This window comes from Veillonella parvula, from assembly GCF_018366295.1.
In the GTDB taxonomy this organism is placed as follows: Bacteria; Bacillota; Negativicutes; order Veillonellales; family Veillonellaceae; genus Veillonella; species Veillonella parvula_P.
In genome coordinates this window covers 1-16,750 of the sequence record NZ_JAGZIJ010000010.1, presented here as the reverse complement: position 1 = coordinate 16,750, position 16,750 = coordinate 1, and the positions used below count along the sequence as shown (strand labels likewise).

At 41.8% G+C, this 16,750-nt stretch carries 7 protein-coding genes and 1 pseudogene; 7 read left to right on the top strand and 1 reads right to left on the bottom strand.

What is annotated here, in order from left to right; translation table 11 throughout:
* The first annotated feature begins 8 nt into the window (after positions 1-8).
* Both KHY58_RS08550 and KHY58_RS08545 read left to right on the top strand, forming a co-directional pair.
* Positions 9-1,085, top strand: a complete 1,077-nt coding sequence (locus KHY58_RS08550; protein ID WP_278473042.1) for an acyltransferase — start codon at positions 9-11, stop codon at positions 1,083-1,085.
* Between the two features lie 66 nt (positions 1,086-1,151).
* A complete protein-coding gene (locus KHY58_RS08545; RefSeq protein WP_004692910.1) occupies positions 1,152-1,478 on the top strand; it encodes a hypothetical protein in 327 nt (108 codons plus the stop codon).
* Between the two features lie 445 nt (positions 1,479-1,923).
* Here KHY58_RS08545 and KHY58_RS08540 read toward each other — a convergent pair whose 3' ends face one another.
* Positions 1,924-3,333 carry a YadA-like family protein gene (locus tag KHY58_RS08540; protein ID WP_278473039.1) on the bottom strand — a complete coding sequence of 470 codons (1,410 nt, stop codon included), beginning with the start codon at positions 3,331-3,333 and terminating at the stop codon, positions 1,924-1,926.
* A 419-nt stretch (positions 3,334-3,752) separates the two neighbouring features.
* Between KHY58_RS08540 and KHY58_RS08535 the strand changes: the two genes are divergently transcribed.
* The 5 genes and pseudogenes from KHY58_RS08535 to KHY58_RS08515 all read left to right on the top strand — a co-directional run.
* Positions 3,753-4,796 carry an inverse autotransporter beta domain-containing protein gene (locus KHY58_RS08535; RefSeq protein WP_341458547.1) on the top strand — a complete coding sequence of 348 codons (1,044 nt, stop codon included), beginning with the start codon at positions 3,753-3,755 and terminating at the stop codon, positions 4,794-4,796.
* Positions 4,797-5,058: 262 nt separating this feature from the next.
* Entirely contained in the window at positions 5,059-7,467 is a 2,409-nt protein-coding gene (locus tag KHY58_RS08530) for an S-layer homology domain-containing protein (protein WP_278473037.1), read from the top strand.
* A gap of 515 nt (positions 7,468-7,982) precedes the next feature.
* Entirely contained in the window at positions 7,983-12,332 is a 4,350-nt protein-coding gene (locus tag KHY58_RS08525) for an ESPR-type extended signal peptide-containing protein (protein ID WP_278473035.1), read from the top strand.
* On the top strand, positions 12,329-16,420 hold the full coding sequence (locus tag KHY58_RS08520) for a YadA-like family protein (RefSeq protein ID WP_278473033.1): 4,092 nt from the start codon (positions 12,329-12,331) through the stop codon (positions 16,418-16,420). Before KHY58_RS08525 ends, KHY58_RS08520 begins: the two co-directional genes overlap by 4 nt.
* An 87-nt stretch (positions 16,421-16,507) precedes the next feature.
* Positions 16,508-16,750: pseudogene (locus KHY58_RS08515) on the top strand (hypothetical protein); the annotation flags it as partial.

Here is a 16,750-nt window from a genome sequence, read left to right as displayed (position 1 = left end):
TATAGAGAATGAGAGCGAGCAATATTGAATTGTTGCGTATCATTTCGATGATACTAATTATTATGCACCATTTCAGCGTGCATGGTTGTTTCCCCTTTACGCCAGATTTAACGTTTAATAAGGTGTTTCTCCAAGTATTTGGACTTGGAGGCAAGGCTGGTGTAGTTGCCTTTGTTATGATAACAGGCTATTTTATGGTTTCTAGTAGTTTTAAGCTCCACAAGTTTGCCAAATTAGTAGGGCAGATTTGGATTTACAGCATTGCCATGCTGGGCGTAGCTATGGGTTTAGGACTCGATACGGTGACGTCAAGGAATATGATGCTCGCTTTATTGCCCATTGGTGCCATGAGTTGGTTCGCCCAGAACTTTTTAGTACTCTATCTACTAACGCCTATTATTAATCGAGTACTTTATTGGCTACAGCATACATACTACGTTATGCTCCTAGTGGTTTCCATGGTAATCTGGTTCTTAATACCGACGGCGCTGAATTTATGGCCTAATGTACCGCATACCACTTTTGGATTTAAACATATCTTTTCCTTTGTTGTGTTCTATTCGCTGGGGGCGTACATCAAGCTGTACGGCTCACATATAACAAAGAAAATAGGTATTATTTTTACCGCCATAGGCTTTGTAGGGGCCTTTCTAGGGGACATCCTTGTCGATGTACTAGCCATGATGGATCCAGCGTATATGAAACAGATTTTCTACTTTACGCAAAATGATTATGGCTTTTTTCAATTGCTATTAGGCATTGGCTTATTTATTATTTTTTTGAAAGCAAAGATCACTTATCACCCTTGGATCAATGTGGTAGCATCTACTACCTTTGGCATATACCTATTACATGATAATAAGCTATTCCTTCATTACATGTGGGACAATGTATTGGCAACGTATCAGTACTATGATTCAATACTATTACCTCTGTATGCAGTTCTTGTAGTGGTGCTTATTTTTGTTATCGGTATGATTGTAGACTATGTGCGGTTAGCTTTCATAGAAAAACCTGTGATGAAAGCAATCACGCCGAGCCTCGAGCGGATTCAGTCAAGGGTTGAGAAAGTGCTGCCATTATAATGCGATTATCGGTGTTTTTTGGTATAATATATAAGTATTCTTACCATAAAACGGGAGGTAATTATAATGCGTAAATTCTTATATATGTTAGCGGCGTTGCTTGTATTAATTGGCATTAGCACAAACGATGTAGAAGCTCGTCAAGATGTGTATGCTACGACATATCTCGGTAATAGCTGGTATGTAGATCAAGACTCTGTAAAGCGAGTGGGGGATATACTCAACTTTACGGTGTACACAACAGCAGGTCTTAGCTATAAAGTGACATCTAGTGATGACAACTATTACAATGCAGACGTGTTTTACGATAATAATAAACTCGTATCGGATAATGGCCAATCTGTATGGAAGTCTCCAGGCATGATGGCAGCCATGCGCGTGGCCCGTAGATAAACAAAAAAGGCAGGAATTATTGATATGTCCTCCATTACTGAACATCTAGTAATGGAGGACATGTTATATAATCTCTGCCTTTTCTTTTGCTTTGGAAAAAGAAAATAGCCCTTCGTTACCAGTAATTGGATAACTGAAAGGCCATTTCATCAATTATTTATAGTTCTGAGATGAGCCTAACGGAACCACTCGTCTGGCTATCTACTTATATTATAGGGATAAAAATATATATCGTCAAATTGAGATGAAATACATTATTATAATAACTCCATATAAATAATCATAAAAGCTGTACATACATAGATTAGACTAAATGGCTTTGATGTCAAAACGAATGTAACATCAAAGGTGGTTCAAAAATCGATTATGTGTGTACAGCTTTTTGTGTTTTGGTTTTAGTGTGTTTGTGTAAAAGTAGTCATAGGACTACCATAAAGTGATCTTATTATTTTTCAAGTTTGTCTACCAAGCGTTTTACTGTTTCTTGTAGATCTTTATTTTGAGTTTCTAATGCTTGTACGCGTTGTTCTAGTGCGTTATAAGAGGCAGGGGACATAGCAGTAGACAAAGACTTTCCTGGTCTATAGGTGATACCTATATTGGCCATAACGTGATTGTTCATTGTAAACCCTGTGGTGAGTAAAAGATTATCTTTGTGATAATAGCTTACACCTAGAGCTACTGCATTTGCATTTTTATAATGACCGTAGCCCGCCATGTATTGAACGCGATTATCCGGATCATATGGTAATGGATGTAATGCAGCTAATGCAGCGGCACGAGCATCACCTTTATTGGATTCAGATTCAACACGTTGTACCTCTTGAGATACATGTTGTACAGATTTTTCAATAGTGCTAATAGAATTATTAAGCTGTTGACTTGTACTTTTACCAAGGGTATCAATCATTTGATGAACGCCGTAGAGTTGGGATCCGTTGACCGCATCTGTAGAGGTAGCACTCACGCGACCTGCTGCGAGATTGGTAATCGTCCGTTCCTTGCCCTTAGCCCCTACGGATACTGTTGATACAGGGGCGGTACCTGCATAATTGACGGTAGTACCATTTTCAAAGGTATGACTTGCTGTACCGACTATATCGCCGTCAGCGGAATCATTGCCAAGGACAACCCCATTTTTTAGAGAGGTAGTCACATTATTGCCGAGAACAAAGGTGTTTTCTCCAGAAATGTGGTTGTAATTACCTATACTGTAAGAATTGGCCGCATCAATGGCTGTTTTACCGTATTCGCCCTGGCCGAATACACCGGATGCGGTCGCTTTCTCTGATAGTGTATTATAAGAGCCTACAGCCAAACCTTTGGCGGCTTTTACATTCACATAATGCCCTACGGCAAGGTCGAACTGACCGTTTACTGTTGAATTCGAGCCGATGGCTACAGAATTGCTGGCCTTACTGTTAGCACCTTGAAAATTACCAATCCACACGTTTTTATCACCTGCGGAGTTTTCCCCTGATTGAGTCCCCATGACAATGGAGTTCGTCAACTGGCTTGCATTACCTGCGGCGAAACCGACGGTTACGTTAAAATCGCCAGTACTGCCTCGGAAGGACTTCGCCCCAAGGTTGATATTGCCGCCGCCTGATGAGCCGGCCCCAGCAGCTGCACCTAAGGCTATGTTATTACCTTGCGCATTAACATTCTTACCCTTGCCGTTCGCCGCACCGGCATTCTCACCGAGGGTGATATTGCCGCTTGTTCCTGCGGTGAAAGTTTGACCTTCCTTGCCGATGTTACCGTTGTTATCAACGATATTGACCGGCGCCGCATAAACTGAGGCGGATAAAGCTACCATTACAACACTTGCTAATACAAAACGTTTCTTACTCATCGTATACACTCCTTTGTGTACAAACAAACTTTCACAAAACTTTCATAAAAAGACTTACATGGCTACTATAATACCAAAAAGGTATATTGTAAATAGAATATTCACATAATTTCAATAAATATACAATATATTCTATAGGTATTTATAGTTAATAAGAAACCTTTGACACATATTTATAAAATTTAAATATTTATTTATTCTATAAATTGTATTCTAGCATTTTATATGTATACATTGCATTCTATATGCATTGACAAGCCTCTATATATTTATATAAAATAGAAATAATTTCATGTTTTGTTCATGATAAAATCATGAGTCATCGGCGAGTGTAATCGTGTGTAATGACGTATTAAGTACATAATTAAATAAATAATTATGTGCGTAATGAAAAGTGTGTTTGTACGTAAGAGTGTGTAATGAAATATATAGTTGTGTTAGTAGTGGCCCTGTGTATGTCCGTTATGCCCGTGTTGGGAAAACAGGTGGACAGAACAGCGCAGCCTATACAGGGGACTACGGTAAAACAAGTTCATAGTGAAAGTAAGACCGTATTATCTGACGATTTAGATACATTCCATGTTAATTCGTCTCATACTCCAGATCATGTTATCGGTCAGGGCGGATTGGAGATGCCGGACTCCACAGATAAAAAGACGACTCGTTATTCCGATACGGATGCAGTCAACTCTGCGTTGCAGGCGGTGGTCATGACGGGTCTTCATTCTGCAATGCACGGATCAAAGGCGAAACCGTGGATGCAGAGAACCGTCGTATCATTGCGCTTTCAGAAAAATTGGAAGCCCTTGTATGGCGTGGAAACCTTGCAACCACTAGGTCATTATGATGAGACATCTCGCCATGTGTGGTTTACACAGGAGCGTTTGGCGAATGCAGCGGATACAGGAACGACGGCGAATATAGGTATCGGCTATCGCCGAATCGCAGCAAACGATGAACACTATTACGGTGGCAATCTGTTTTATGACCATCGGTTCAGAGGCAATCACGGTCGCATGAGTGTCGGGTTGGAGTACGTGTCGGGGATCGGTGCGTTTCGCATGAACTGGTATCGCGGTGTGTCTAGCGAGCGTTCCCTTGATGGTGCGTCACGCTTGGAAAATGTGTCTAACGGATATACTGCGGAATATGGGACTAGCTTTAAGAATGCTCGTTGGGCGCGCGTGTACATGGAAGCCTATCGTTGGCAGTTGCGGCATAGTGAGGATAAGCATGGCTTGCGCATCGGTACGGAGTTGCAGCTCACGCCGAGGATTTCCGTGGACATGGGCTATAACAAGCCGGAGCATAAGCACGGCAGTCCGTACGGAAAAATTATGTTCCGTCTAGCCGGTGTTGATACGGCATGGTTTGGTGGTAACCATCGATCGGATACAAAAGCATCGGTTCGTGCGAATATGCTGGAAAATGTGCGTCGCCAACATACGGTGCATGTTGATTGATAGATTGAGATATATATATTTATTATTTTGATAAAAGTAGCATAAGAATCCATATTTATTTTTTAGATAAAAGCAACATAGAGAACTGTTTTATCGTATTAGATGATTGTCATCTGATATGAAAAGACAGTTCCTTTTTTTATACATTAATTCATAAAAATTTATTTTGTTTACAAAATAGAAAAAGAGTGGCACAATATTCATGAATCTATAATGAAGAATAAGTTACACGTGGAATTCATTAGGGAATGGAGAGGATAAAATGAGCAAGCGTAAACTTATATTATCTGTGTTGATTAATGGTGTGTTGTTATCGAGCCTATATGTGGCCGGAGCGGTGGATGTGGCACCGGGCAGCGGTAACGGTGTAGCCATCGGTACGGGTAGCAATGCACCAAAGACGGAAAACGTAGCCATTGGCAAAGGTGCCGGTATTTCTTACTCGAATGGTGCTAGTGTGGCTACGGGCGATGTAGCTATCGGCAATGGTGCAGGTATTAATAACTATGCTAGCCAAGGCGGTAGTATAGCTATCGGTAAAAATGCAAAGGTCGAAAATATGGCCGGTGGTGGAGAGGCTAGTTTTGCGTTGGGGCAGACGACCTACAGTGGTACTTGGTTATCATCGGCGAGGATTCCTAAAGATCCTACAAAGGTGGTAGGCAGTGTCGCTATCGGTGACAATACATTTGCTCGTACTGGCAGCACCATGATTGGATCTCATAATTATAAAGGGGAACTTGGTGATACTACGGTAGATAGTGCGTCCACAAGAAAAGATGCATTAAATGTATATGCTACAACAATTGGTGCCAATAGCTTTAGCAATGGAGCTTTCACTACAAGTACAGGCGTATATAATATTATCTCCAGTGATTATAATGGTGGACGGTTTGCAAATTCTACAAAGAATTTCGGTGCCACCATTAATGGTACATTGAATAGTATTGAATCGAAAACGGGTAGCTATTATTCGGGTGTTGGAAATAGTATCGTAGGCACTGCCAATCGAACCTTTAACTCCAATGGGTCTCTCGTATTTGGTGCAGGCAATGAAATAACAAATTCAGTAAAATCTATAAGCGATACACCAACTGATGGTGGTAATTCCGCTAAGGAATTAGCTGAGAAATTACGTTCCGCTGTGAAAAATTCTAACGGTGGCGGATCTACTATGGCATTTGGTAGCGGTAATAAGGCGGATTATACACTTCGCTCCGCACTTATGGGTGTCAATAATACATTGACCGGCTCTCAAGGCAAAGAAAGTACGAATACCATGTTGACGGGCTTTCACAATACGGCGGATAATGTGTCCAATACGACCGTAATAGGGTCTGAAAATACGGTGACTAATTCTAAGAACAGTCTTGTGATGGGGGATAATCGTGAGGTGAAAGATGCCAACCATGCAGTTCTCATCGGTTCCACAGACAGCAAGACTACGACATCTGTTAATAATGCGGTTGCTATCGGACATAATACGAATGTAACCGTAGAGGGTGGTGTTGCATTGGGCAGCGAATCGAAGGCTACTGTGGCGGCTGGAGCCGTTGGGTATGATCCGAGCACAAAGGCACAGTCTACGAATACGGATTCTACGTGGAAGGCGACTAAATCGGCCGTATCTGTCGGTGATGCAAATAACAATATTACGCGTCAGATTACATCCGTAGCAGCCGGCACAAAGGATACGGATGCGGTGAATGTGGCACAGCTCAAAAAGTTGCAAAATCAAGTGAATGCGAACGGCTCTACTACCGTCAGTGCAGGCAAGCATATTAATGTGACAACTACGACGAACGGAACTACTAAGGATTATAAGGTAAGTCTATCTGACGATATAACGAATCAGATTACAAATAACACAACAAATATTAACAATATACAAGGTGATGTGACCAATATTAAAAAGAATGTAACCAATATTCAAGGTGACATTACTAATATCAAGCAGGACGTAACCAATATGGGACGGAATGTAGCTCGTCTCGATAAAAAGGTTAACAAATCTGTGGCCGGAGCGGCTGCACTTGCCGCCTTGCATCCATTGGATTTCGATCCTGATGCAAAATGGGACTTTGCTGCTGGTTATGGCCACTATCATGATGGCAACGCCGCTGCATTGGGGGCTTTCTACAGACCGAATGAGGACTTGCAATTTAGTGTAGGATCTACTGTCGGTAATGGCGAAACCGTTGTGAATGCCGGTATGTCTGTGAAAGTTGGTGCTCACAGTAATGTATCTCGTTCTCGTGTGGCCATCGGTAAGGAAGTTTTGGAACTTAAGAAAACTGTAGCGGTACAAAATGCACAGATTCAAAAGTTGACGGCTCTTTTGAATGGATTGGCCGGAACGAATATGAAAGCAGACCGCAGCACATTATTCCCTGATGTGCCGAATAATCACTGGGCATATGTAGCGGTTAGCGATTTATCTCGACGGGGTCTTGTGGAAGGCTATCCTGATGGTACATTCGGAGGAGACCGTATGTTGACCCGTTATGAATTTGCTCAAATTGTGTACCGAGCTATTCAAAACGGTGTTGTTGTCGATGATCGACTCGTATCTGAATTTAGTCCTGAAATGGCGTTATTCCGTGTGGATACTATTGCCAAGAACCATGAGGGACAACCGACTATTGAACGTGTAAGGGTCAATAAAAAATAGAATACTTATATATATGATTTATATTGTGAAAGCCGAGGCTTTAGAGCCTCGGCTTTTTCGTGTACCTGTAGATGATAATTTTTCTGTATATAAAATTATCTTATCTATGAAAGTACTAAACTGAAAAGTCTAAAAATATGAAATTGATTACGTAATTACAATAATCGTTATATTCCGATATGTGGATTTATCGTAAATTTTGATAGGAAAGATGAAGATTTTATTTCTTAAAATTAAAAAGTATTAAAATAGAAATAAATAAATGACAAAAATGAAGAAAAGATGAAAAAGTTGTTTACAAGATAGAAATTTTTTGATATTGTATTGCCGTGGATGAGTATATGATGAAGAATCATGAATAATTATAGTATTCAGATCGTAATTTGGAATACTAATATTTGGTGTAAGAAGTGTAGATGATAATTAATCTTTATACTTCTTCTTTTTATTATCTTTGCAATATTATGCAACACAAGTGGTGTGTTTTACTGAGTTTTCGGTAAGAAAGGATAATCATGAATCGAATTTATAATGTTATTTGGAGTAAGACAAAAAAATGCTACGTTGTAGTATCTGAAATTGTAAAAACAGGTGGCGGTAAGGTGAAATCCGTACAAAACGGTACAACCTGGGCACGCATGAGTGCGATTATGGCGGTGGCTGCATTATTAATGGGTGGTAATATTACTACAGTTAATGCTGCTACATATACTGCTATGACGATTAATGATGTAAATGGCGCTGGTTATGCTACTGGTAATGTAGTTTATAGTGAAGGTAGTTATTTATACAATTATCAAAACCCTGGGAACCTGACACCATTTGATAACAGTCATTTGTACAATGGTACAGATAGAGGTAACTATACAGAAAATAGTTTTGCTGGCATTGCTATCGGTAAAAATACAAATATTCAGGAAGCTGGTAATCCAACTTATTATTCCGGTTTAGCTATTGGTAACTATGCTCAGGCCACAGGTGGTATTTCTTTTGCTTTAGGTCATTATGCTCAGGCTTTATCACCATCTGCTATGGCTCTTGGTACAGCTACAAAGGCGAGCGGATTTAACTCCTTGGCTATGATGCGTCAATCCGCTGCAGAAGGTGAATTCTCAGCAGCATTAGGTACTGCATCTTGGGCAAAGGGTAATGGTAGTTTCGCCATGGGTTATTCTGCTACAGCAAAAGCGGATCAATCCATTGCAATCGGTGCAGCAGAAACTATAAAATTACCTGGTCAACAACATGGTACTCCTAGTGCACAATATAATGCCAATGGTAATACCGTAACAGAAGGTGTTCGTTCTCTTGCATTTGGTACAAAGGCGAGAACATCTACTGCTGCAGCTGATTCTATGGCATTCGGTTCTTCATCCAGCACTGGTGGCGCCAATGCGGTAGCTATGGGTTATAGTGCTAATGCTAGTGCAGAGAATGCCTTTGCCATCGGTAATACTGCGCAATCATCCGCACAAAATGCGGTGGCAATGGGTAAAAGTGCAAATGCAAGTGGTGTAAGCAGTTTTGCTATGGGTAGTAGTTCTAATGCTGCTGGTGCCGATGCTATTGCTATGGGTAGTTCTTCCCAAGCAAAATTATCCAACTCCATCGCATTAGGTGGTAATGCTAAATCCTTGGGTGCTGATGCGCTTGCACTTGGTGGTTCGGCGAATGCCTCTAAAGATGGTGCCATTGCAATCGGTAAAGAAGCGAAAGCAAACAATACTAATACGACAGCTATCGGTCTTGGTGCTACTGTTACAGGTACTAACTCCATGGCTATCGGTACAAATGCCGTTGCAGAATCCAATAATTCCTTGGCATTGGGTACTGGTACGGAAGTAAGAGGTGCCTTGGTTAATGGTTTCTCTGCTTTCACTAACCAACAAAATAACAATATTGCAAACGGTGTAGTTGCGGTAGGTAACGTAGGTTCTGAACGCCGTATCATCAATGTGGCGGGCGGTGAAAACGATACTGACGCAACAAATGTAAAACAATTAAAATTTGTAAACAGTAACTTGGCAAAATCCATCGCAGGTCCTACTTATACGGGCTATGAAGCGAATGGTTCTACATATAAAGCGCCTGATTTCAATATCAAGAACAGCACGTATCATACGGTAAAAGAAGCTGTTGAAGCGGCGCAAACGAATTTCTTCAGTGCTAAAGGCACATCTGCCGATGCGAACTACGATAACACAGGTGCTACAGGCAATAATGCGACAGCAGCCGGCGTACGTACTTCCGCAGCAGGTAACTTTGCGACAGCTGTCGGTGCTGATGCAACTGCAGCGAATGCGAATAGCACTGCAATCGGTTATAAAGCTAAATCCAGTGTAGATGACGGCGTTGCATTGGGTGCAAACTCCATTGCTTCCGTTGCAGCAGGCAAAGCAGGCTATAATGTGAAAACTGCAGACAGCCGTACAAACGGATATAGCGGATTGACAGGCGCTGCGTTGACTTCCACTATGGGTGCGGTGTCCGTAGGTGACGGCGGTACAAAAACTCGTCAAATCACAAATGTGGCTGCAGGTACTGCGGATACTGATGCTGTTAACGTGGCACAATTGCGCAATGTTAACTTGAAAGTAGCCGGCAACAGCGGTAACAATGACGTTTTATTGGACAACCAAACATTGACTGTAAAAGGCGATGGTTCTTATGTTACAACATCTGTTAACAACCAAACAATCGATGTAGCGTTGACTGATGCTACTAAGAACAAGATTGACAATGCGGCAAATAAAGACTTGTCCAATATTACAGACGGCGGTAAATCCGTTATCCGTGATGAAGCGCAAAAAGCAGTAAAAGTTGTTGCTGGTAAAAATACAACGATTACAGAAGGTACTGACGGTACATATAAAACATATAAAGTTGACGTAGACGCTCCAGATTACCAATTGACTGAAAACAGCAGTGCTGCTGATAAAGCATACACTGTATCTGGCAATAAAGTTGACTTAACTGTACAAGATGCTAAAAACCCTGCGAATAAGAAAACTGTAACTATCAAGGATATTGCATCCAAAACAGAACTTGATAATACAAAAACGGAGCTTATTAATAAAGGTTTGAAATTCGATGCTGATAATGGCGGCGAAAAAACAAATAAATTAGGCTCCAAGGTAACAGTAGCTGGTGATGGCACTAACATCAACACTACAATTACACAAAGTGGCGACGATACAACAATTAAGGTTGCATTAGGTAAAGACATCAATGTTAATACGGTGACAGCTACTAAGACTGTAAAAGCTGGCACTGCTACTATGGGTAACCAATCTGTAACAGATAACAAAAGTGCTACTCAGAACGGTAACTTTGTATCCGGTTTGGACAATAAAAATTGGACATTAACTGATCCTGCCTATGTATCTGGCCGTGCGGCAACAGAAGATCAACTTAAGATTGTTAGTGATGCTGTGAAAGCGGCTAACGCAAGTGCTTCTGATTATCGTTTAATTGCTAATCCGAACAATGCGGCAGATGGTTCTTATAAGGTTGATAACAATAAAGTTGATTTACAAGTGAAGGACGATAAATCCGGTACAGTTAATACTGTGACAATTAAGGATATTGCGTCCAAAACAGAACTTGATAAAGTAAAAGATCGTTCCGTGAAATATGATGGTGAAACTGACAAAGATACAGTAACTTTGGAAGGCGCTAACGGTACAAAGATTACCAACTTGAAAGACGGTAATGTAGCAGCAGGTTCTAAAGATGCTGTAAACGGTGGTCAATTACATCAAGTTAAGCAGGATCTTGGCGATCAAATTACGAATACCAAGAATGAGTTAAACAATAAGATTGATACAACTAAACAAGATCTTATCGACAAAGGTTTGAAATTCGACGCTAATAACGGCGGTGAAAAAACAAATAAATTGGGCTCTAAAGTAGCAGTTAAAGGGGATAACTCCAATATCATTACGGAAATCTCTCAAGACGCTAACGGCGACAGCACAATTGATGTGAAACTTGGTAAAAACCTTAATGTAGAGACAATTACTGCAACCGGTGCAAACGGCAAAGACGGTAAAATCGGCATCAACGGTAAAGATGGTGTAACAACTAACATTTCCGTTACTCGTGACGGTCAACCTGGTGTAGACGGCGCTCCTGGCACGACTACAACACGTATTACGTACCAAAAACCTGATGGCTCCAACGAAGAAGTGGCAACCTTGAACGACGGCCTTAAATTCAAAGGTGACATGGGTGCTACATCCAATGTTAAGCTTAACAAACAAGTGGACATCAACGGTGGTGTAACAAGCGCTTCTGATCTTGCGACAGGCAATAATATCGGTGTTACTTCTGCGGCTGTTGGCGCTGATGGCAATGCAAAATTACAATTGCAATTGGCGAAAAACTTGACTGGCTTGCAATCCGTAACGGCATCCGACACTGTGAAAGCAGGCACTGCCACTGTAGGTAATCATACGGTAGCGGATAAAAAAGGTGGCAACCAAACTGGTAATTTTGTAACAGGCTTAGATAATAGAGCTTGGGACATTTCAGATCCTACGTATGTAGAAGGACGCGCAGCGACAGAAGACCAACTTAAGAAGGTTAGCGATGCTTTGAAAGCGTCTAATGCAAGTGCTACAGATTATCGCTTAATTGCTAATCCGAACAACGCTGCAGACGGCTCTTACAAAGTTGATAACAATCAAGTTGACTTGAAGGTAAAAGACGAAAAATCCAGTGATGTTAAAACTGTAACGATTAAGGATATTGCGTCTAAAACTGAACTGGATAAGGTAAAAGACCGCTCCGTAAAATATGACGGTAATACAGGCCATGACACAGTAACATTGGAAGGCCTAACGGTACAAAAATTACTAACTTGAAAGATGGTAATGTAGCGGCCGGCTCTAAAGATGCTGTAAACGGCGGTCAATTACATCAAGTAAAACAAGACCTTGGCGATCAAATTACGAATACCAAGAATGATTTGATTAACACAGGTCTAAAATTCGATGCCAATGTAGGCGGTGTAAAAACTAACAAATTAGGATCTATTGTTACAATTCAAGGTGAAGGCACTGCAGCAGACGCTGATTACAGTGGTGAAAACCTCAAAACTTTCATCAAACAGGATGCGGCGACAGGCAATACGACTATCGACGTGAAGATGAATAAAAACCTTAAGGCTGAATCTGTGAAGGTTGGCAAAAATGGTAAGGACGGCGTATCTATTACAGGTCCTGACACAGCGAACGGTACAGATGGCAAGGTAGCTGTTACTGACAAAAACGGTAAAGAAGCAGTTTCTATTTCCGGAAAGGACGGCGTAGGCCACATCGGCTTGACAGGCCCTGCAGGAACGAACGGCGTTAATGGTACAAATGGTATCGACTTGTCCGTAAAACCTGGTTACGATGATTCTGCTACAGGCGTTAAAGGTGAAAAAGGTGTAGACGGTACAAACGGTCTTACTCGTATCGTTTACAAAGACGGCAACGGCGAGCATCAAGTTGCGACTATGGAGGACGGTTTACAATTCACTGGTAACAATTCTGGTACTGTGAATAAACAAAAATTGAATTCCTTGGTGAAAGTACAAGGTGAAGGCGTAACTGAAGCTGAATCTGCAGCGTTCAAGAGCGCAGCCGGCAATATCAACGTAAAAGCTGATGGCACTAACAAATTGGAACTTCAATTGGCGAAAGACCTTAAAAATCTTGATTCCGTAACGGCTGCTAAGACTGTGAAAGCAGGCGACGCTATTATGGGTGGTCAAACTGTTAACAACGCAGCTGGCGACAGCGAAACAGGCAACTATGTAACAGGCCTTGATAATAAAGATTGGGATGCAAGTAAGATTGTATCCGGTCGTGCGGCAACAGAAGATCAATTGAAAAAAGCGTTGGATGCTCAAAGTGCTAACTCCACTGATTATCGTTTGATCAAAAATCAGGCGGCAGGCTCCAATGGAGACTACACAGTGGATGCGAACGGCGATGTAGCGTTGACTGTACAGGATAAGAACCATCCGGATCAAACAGAAACTGTTACAATTAAAGATGTTGCTTCTAAATCCAAACTTGATAAATTGAATGACCGTGCTGTTAAGTATGATTTGGACCCTACTGGTAATCCTGATAAATCCAAGGTAACTTACGAAGGTCCTGCATATAACAATAAACAAGGCGGTACTCATGTAACGAATGTGGCATATGCTACAGGCAATGATGGCAGCGAAGCGGTTAATGTGGACTACTTGAATGACAAAATTAAAGATAGTGCGGACGCATTAACTAATAAAGGTTTGAAATTCGATGCTAACCAAGGCGGCGAAAAAACTAACAAGCTTGGCTCCAAAGTGACTATTAAAGGTGAAGGTACTGCAGCTGACGGAGATTACAGCGGCGAAAACATCAAGACTTTCATCAAGCAAGATGCACAAACCGGTGATACTACTATTGACGTGAAGATGAATAAAAACCTTAAAGCTGAATCCGTGAAAGTTGGCAAAGACGGTAAGGACGGTGTGTCCATTATAGGTCCTGACACTGCGAACGGTACAGACGGCAAGGTGGCTGTTACTGGTAAGGACGGCAAAGAAGCTGTATCCATCTCCGGTAAAGACGGCGTAGGTCACATCGGTCTTAACGGTAAAGATGGCCGTAGCGCTGACATTTCTGTTGAAAAAGGTGATCCGGACCTCAACGGTAAGGAAATCACTCGTATTAAATACACTGATGAAGACGGTAATACACATCAAGTGGCAACCAAAGATGATGGTATGGCATACGGTGGTGATTCCGGTAATGTTATCAAGAAAAAACTTAATGAACAATTGGACATTAAGGGCGGCCTAACAAACGAAGATGATTTGACTGAAAACAATATTGGTGTTATCAGCAAAGATAATATTCTCAATGTTCGTTTGGCAAAAGACCTTAAAGACTTGAACTCCATTACTTTCAACAACGGAGCTAACGGTGCAAACGGTAAAACCGTTGTGAACGGTGAAGGCATGACTATTAAAGATGCAGCCGGTAATCCGTTGACAGCTGTTACAAAAGACGGCGTGAAGATTACCGATGGTCCATCTATGACGAAGGACGGCATCGATGCAGCAGGCAAGAAGGTTACTAATGTTCAAGACGGTACGGTTGCCAAAGATAGCAAAGACGCTGTTAACGGCGGTCAATTGCATAGTGCTGTTGAAAGCCTTAAAACCAATGGTTTCGGTCTTGAAGCGGAAGACGGTCAATCCGTGAAGAAACCTCTTGGTGAAACTGTTAAAGTTAAAGGTGATGACACGAATATCAAAACATCCGTAGACGGCGGTGCTGTTAAGGTAGAATTGAAAAAAGACATCACTGTAGATACTGTAACAGCTAAGACTGTAACAACAGGCGACACTAAGATGGATACAAATGGCGTTACGATTAAAGACGGCGCTAATGAAGCGACTAAGTTGACGAAAGACGGCTTGCAAATCAATGATGGTGGCAACAAAGCTGTTACTGTTAATAAAGATGGTTTGATTATCGAAAACGGTCCTAAGGTAACAAAAGACGGCATTGATGCGGCAGGCAAGAAGGTTACGAACGTAGCTGACGGTAATGTTGCTAAAGGTAGCAAGGACGCTGTAAACGGTGGTCAATTGCATACAGCTATTGAAGACATCAAAACTACAGGCTTTGGTCTTAAAGCGGAAGATGGTCAATCCGTGAAGAAACCTCTTGGCGAAACAATCGACGTAAAAGGTGATGGCAATATCAAAACTTCCGTGGACAACGGCGCTATCAAAATGGCCTTGAACGATAAGATCACTCTTGGTCAAGACCCAGCAAAACAAGTTAACATCGACGGTTTTGCAGGTACAATTACAGCTGGCAATGGCGGAAATCAAGTTAAGATTGACGGCAATGACGGTTCCGTAACGGCAAATACTGTGAAAGCTGGCGATGTAGTCGTAGGGAAACAAACTTCCAACGGTAAAGAAGGTAACTTCGTAACAGGTTTGGATAACAAAACTTGGGATCCTGAAAATCCTGTAGCAGTTCCTGGTCGTGCCGCAACAGAAGATCAATTGAAAGCTGTTAATGACGACTTCAATAACAAAGCAAGAACAGGTCGTGTATTCCAAGGTGACCAACCTGGTGATAGCGGTAAAGTGGTTCGTGGATTGGGAGATACTATGAACCTTAAAGGCGGTGCGGATGTGAACCGTTTGGCAGACAACAATATCGGTGTTGTGAAAAACGCTGCTGGTGATGGTTACAATATCAAGTTGGCGAAAGACTTGAAAGGTCTTGAGTCCGTAACTACTACAGATGCTGCTGGTAATACAACTGTTATGAACGGTGGCGGCGTGACAATTACACCTGCTCAAGGTAATGCTGTAAGCCTTACTAAAGACGGCCTTAACAACGGTGGTAATAGAATTACTAATGTTGGCCCTGGTGTAGATGGCACTGATGCGGTTAATGTAAATCAATTGAGCAGTGCTATGCGTAGTGTGGATGGTAAAATCGCTGATGTAGGTGCGACTAGTGCAGCTATTTCCGGCCTCAAACCTTTACAATATGATCCATTGGAACCAACTCAAGTATTGGCTGCTGTAGGTCACTATAAAGGCAGCACAGCTGCAGCTGTAGGCGTGGCGCACTATACTAATGAATCTACAATGTTCCATATGGGCGTATCTCTTGGCGGTCATGACAACATGATTAATGCGGGCGTATCCTACAAATTTGGTACATCCGACGCTAAGAAAGCGGTTCCTGCACGTTACAAAGCCGGCCCTATCAGCTCTGCATATGTATTGCAGGATGAAGTGACTGCTTTAAAAGCTGAAAATGAACGTATGAAACAACATGACCTAGAGTTAACTGCTAAATACGATCAAGTACAACGCGATAATGAAGAAATGAAAGCTCAAATCGCATTGTTGATGCAACAAGCAGGTCTTACAAAATAATCGAATCTGAATATTCGAGTTTTTAACCACTCATGTAAGGATTGTGAAAGCCGCCCTTTCCGGGGCGGCTCATCATAAGGAGGAAGTATGAAATTCAAAACATTTATGCCTGTATTGGCACTTGCTTGTGTATGCGCGGTAGGTCAAGCGGATGCGGCTCAAGATCGATTGATGATGCCAGAACAACCGGCTGAACCATTGAATGTGCTTGAAACAGAAGTGGCCCTTTCCGTGCCTAGCGAAGAAGTTCGCGACGTAGTGAATGCTTTCACACAATTCCAATTGGACCAAAAGGGCAAGCGCATCATGGATGATTCCCGCGTTATGACT

Coding starts and splice junctions, on each gene's coding strand:
- KHY58_RS08550 (WP_278473042.1), top strand. CDS start 9: ATGAGAGCGAGCAATATTGAATTGTTGCGTATCATTTCGATGATACTA.
- KHY58_RS08545 (WP_004692910.1), top strand. CDS start 1,152: ATGCGTAAATTCTTATATATGTTAGCGGCGTTGCTTGTATTAATTGGC.
- KHY58_RS08540 (WP_278473039.1), bottom strand. CDS start 3,333: ATGAGTAAGAAACGTTTTGTATTAGCAAGTGTTGTAATGGTAGCTTTA.
- KHY58_RS08535 (WP_341458547.1), top strand. CDS start 3,753: ATGAAATATATAGTTGTGTTAGTAGTGGCCCTGTGTATGTCCGTTATG.
- KHY58_RS08530 (WP_278473037.1), top strand. CDS start 5,059: ATGAGCAAGCGTAAACTTATATTATCTGTGTTGATTAATGGTGTGTTG.
- KHY58_RS08525 (WP_278473035.1), top strand. CDS start 7,983: ATGAATCGAATTTATAATGTTATTTGGAGTAAGACAAAAAAATGCTAC.